General features: G+C 67.0%; 2 protein-coding genes. Both read left to right on the top strand.

Annotation, left to right across the window (positions count from 1 at the left end):
- Window positions 1-912: 912 nt before the first annotated feature.
- Complete coding sequence (locus tag ABTY04_RS40560; RefSeq protein ID WP_352218444.1) at window positions 913-2,001, top strand: PP2C family protein-serine/threonine phosphatase; 1,089 nt, start codon at window positions 913-915, stop codon at window positions 1,999-2,001.
- Window positions 2,002-2,481: 480 nt separating this feature from the next.
- A protein-coding gene (locus tag ABTY04_RS41430) for an IS630 family transposase (protein ID WP_502996829.1) occupies window positions 2,482-3,560 on the top strand; the annotation gives its coding sequence in 2 pieces (ribosomal slippage) (window positions 2,482-2,983 and window positions 2,983-3,560; 1,080 coding nt in all).
- Window positions 3,561-3,669 lie beyond the last annotated feature (109 nt).

Raw genomic sequence — 3,669 nt, 5'->3', positions numbered from 1 at the left:
GGAAGAGCCCAATCGACTACAAACACGACTACAAAGCCGGCCTCACCGAGGAACTGGCTGCATAGGAAGGCCTCCACGTTCGGAGGGGATTGACATCGCTCTCCGGCATCCCGAACAGCAGCGCCTTGCACCCTTCACCACCAGGAGCAGCAGCCGGTGCGGCACACCTTGCTGCACCGGCCAGGACGCGAAGGGTGCAAGGCGCTGCACGGTGCACCGAGAGGCGTCTTCCTCCACCCCGGGGCGTCATCGGCGGAGGCCGGTGCCCCGCCCGGGAGCCCCAGCCGCCGCGCACCTCGCGCATCGGCCTTGCACCCCAATGTAGGTAGTACAAGTAGTGGTCATGTGCGGGTGGATATCTCTCCCCACCTGAGAGCGGAGCTCGCGCTGCGGGAAGCAGCCAGACCCCCACCAGGACGAGCCGTCTCAGGCGTGTGCCGTACGAACACCCTTCGGGCGGCATCGGCCCGTTGAGCCCGTAGACGGCGCTGTTCGCCCCGCTGAGCGCCTCGCAGGCCCGGATTGGCGCAGGGAGCCAAGATGGCGGGAAACGCGCCCAGAGGGCCACGCAGGGCCCTTCGGGTGGCGAGCCCGGAGGCGTACTCACTGAGTGCGGTAGCCGCGCAGGTAGCGGCCTCCGGAGGCGAGCCGTCCGTCCTGCTTGCGGGTGCTCACCGCCGGAAGGCGGTTGGGCGATGTGAGAGGCGATGGAGTCGAGGTGCGGCGCCCGGGGCACCGTAGCGCTGGGGGCGGTGTCGGCCACGGGCCCCGGACGCCCGGGCGCGATGAGTGGAACAGTCCACTTCAGCGAGGCAGGCTGTACCCATGCGGACTCTCTTCCGCCCAGCTGATCCGCCAGGAGCGGGCGGTCACAGCCGGGCGCTTTTCCGAGTCGCGCAGTGCGTGCCGTTCGTGATCATAGTGCTCGGGCTGGGGATCGAGCTCTCGCCTGCGCACGATATCTACACCGGCCCTCTCCTCGTCGCGATGCCGGCCTTGGCTTCGCTGACGATGGGCCCGAAAGGCACCCTCTCGGCAGCGGCTGGAGCCCTGGCCGTCAGCCTGACTACCACCACCCTGCACGAGGCGTGGGGTGGCATGCTGATCTACAGCAATCTCCTGGGCCTCCTCGTGGTGTCCGTGGCCAGTGTCATCACGAGTAAAGCTGTGCGCACGCGCAGGCAGAGCGAGCTCGACCAGGTTCGCCGGGTCGCCGTGGCAGCACAAAGAGTCCTGTTGCGGCGCGTACCGGCCCGGCTGGGTCCGGTGCGGGCGGCCAGCATGTATCTCGCGGCTGAGACGGGAGCGCAGATCGGCGGCGATCTGTACGAGGCCGTACAGACCCGGTACGGGGTCCGGATGATCGTGGGGGACGTCCGCGGCAAAGGGCTGCCTGCTGTGGGTTTGGCTTCAGCTGTGCTGAGCGCCTTCCGGGAGGCGGTGCACTATGAGGACGACCTGGTGGAGGTGGTGAACCACTGCGCGGCTGCGCTGCACCGTGAGCGAGCCGCGCCGGGTGCGGTCGACCAAGACGAGAGGGAAGACCAGGCGGAGGACTTCGTCACTGTGCTCGTGGCTCAGGTGCTTGACGGCTTCGAGGTTCAGGTGGTCAACCGCGGCCATCCGCCTCCGTTGCTGCTGCGCGAGGGCGAGGTTCACGCCCTGGCGCCGAGGTCGCCACTGCCACCCCTGGGCCTGGACGACTTCATCACCGGTCTTCCCGCCAAGGCGGAGAGCTATCCGTTCGCACCTGGTGACCGTCTGCTGCTGCACACCGACGGCGTGATCGAAGCCCGCAATCCTGACAGAGATTTCTTCGCCCTGCCCGAGGCCATGGAGGCAGTTCCCACCTGCACCCCGTCGCAGTTCCTGGAACAACTGCACCAGGCATTGATCCGTCACACCGGAGGCCACCTGGCGGACGATGCGGCGATGCTCGTCGTTGAGCGGCTCGACGAAGAAGCAGGCAAACAAGCAGTCGGCGCAGCTGCTACCTCCTGAAGTGACAGACCGCATTGATCTTCCGGCCACGTACTGAGCGCGGTGCTTGGCGAAACCCGCCGACTGAAGCGCTCGGTCGCAGTGGTGGAACGTGGTGCCCGCTGGCGAGCTCTGCTCTCAGTGGGCGTTTGATATTGATTCGCGACGGGTGGTATATCCCAATCTGCCGTATTCATCATGGATGTTCGCATCCTGAAATGCCTGGAAGCTCCGCACCGTGGGGAGCTTCCGCTCCATTGCTACATCAGACGGAATTCAGCGCCGATAAGCGGGTAAAACGGGCGTACGAATCGGTGCCGGAAGGCCGTGAACGTGCACGCAAGGTGCGAATCGGCCCAAGGGTGTTGGTCGCGAGAGGGACTTAGCGCCACACGCCATCCCTAAACGCCCACTTAGTGGACGTTACTGACTTCAGCTCGTCAGGGTGATCTCTCGCGAAGTTCCTGATGGCGCTGGGGTTGTGGCTGTATCTCGTGGTGTGTGAGGTATGCGGATGGGGGCGGGTTGACCGCCGCGGGGCGTCAGCGTCGCGAGTCGGTGCGGATGCAGGCCGCCAAGTTGTTCGAGCAGGAAGTCAAGCCGCCGGAGGTCGCTCAGTGTCTGCGGGTGAGCCGGAAATCAGCGTTTCGGTGGCACCAGCTGTGGCGGGACGGCGGGGCCGAGGCTCTGGCATCGCGTGGACCGAGTGGGTCGCGGTGCCGGCTGTCGCCGTACTGCCTGGAGAAGCTGGCGGGGTTCTTGGAGGAGGGGCCGGCCGCGCATGGCTGGGTGGAGGACCAGGTGTGGACTGCGGCGAGGGTGGCCACGCTGATCGGGCGGAAGTTCCACGTTTCCTACAGCGTCTCGGGTGCGACGCGGCTGATGCACCGGCTCGGGTTCTCCCCGCAGGTTCCGGCGCGCAGGGTGGCCGAGCGTGCTCAGGAGGCCGTGAAGCTGTGGAAGGAGGCGACCTGGGCGGAGGTAAAAGAGCTCGGGCGGCCTGCGGGGGCTACATCTGCTTCGAGGACGAGGCAGGTTTCACCCGTCGGCCGCCCCGAGGACGCAGCTGGGGGCGGCGCGGGGTGACCCCGCAAGTGACGGTGAGCGGGCGCCGCTCGGGACGCCTGTCGGTGGCCGGGCTGATTGCGACGCGGCCCGGTTCCCGCACCCGCCTGAGCTACCGCCTGATCTCCCACCCCGCGGGCAAGGGCAAGCGCCGCAGCATGGGCGAACGCGACTTCACCGCGTTGGTCGACGGCGTCCACCAGCTGGTCAAGGCGCCGATCGTGCTGGTCTGGGACCGGCTCAACACCCACGTCTCCCGCGCGATGCGCCAGGTGATCGACGAACGGGAATGGCTGACGGTGTTCCTGCTGCCCGCCTACTCACCCGACCTGAACCCGGTCGAAGGCGTGTGGGCGCACGTCAAACGAAGCCTGGCCAACCTCGCCGTCGTCGCCCTCGACCGGTTGGAGACCCTCGTCCGCAACCGGATCAAACGACTCCAATACCGGCCCGACACCCTCGACGGCTTCATAGCCGGCACCAGCCTCACCCTCGACGCCCCAACGTCACCCTGACGAGCTGAAGTCAGTAAGTCCGTTTCTGGTAGCGGCCTCGTTCGGGTTGGGTGAGGAAGCCTTGGCGGGTGAGGCGTCCGAGGCGGCTGCGGGTGATGTTGACGGACGC

It is taken from the genome of Streptomyces sp. NPDC097981 (assembly GCF_040302565.1).
GTDB lineage: Bacteria > Actinomycetota > Actinomycetes > Streptomycetales > Streptomycetaceae > Streptomyces.
Note: the sequence above shows the minus strand (reverse complement) of the source record. Positions and strands in the feature narration are given on the sequence as shown.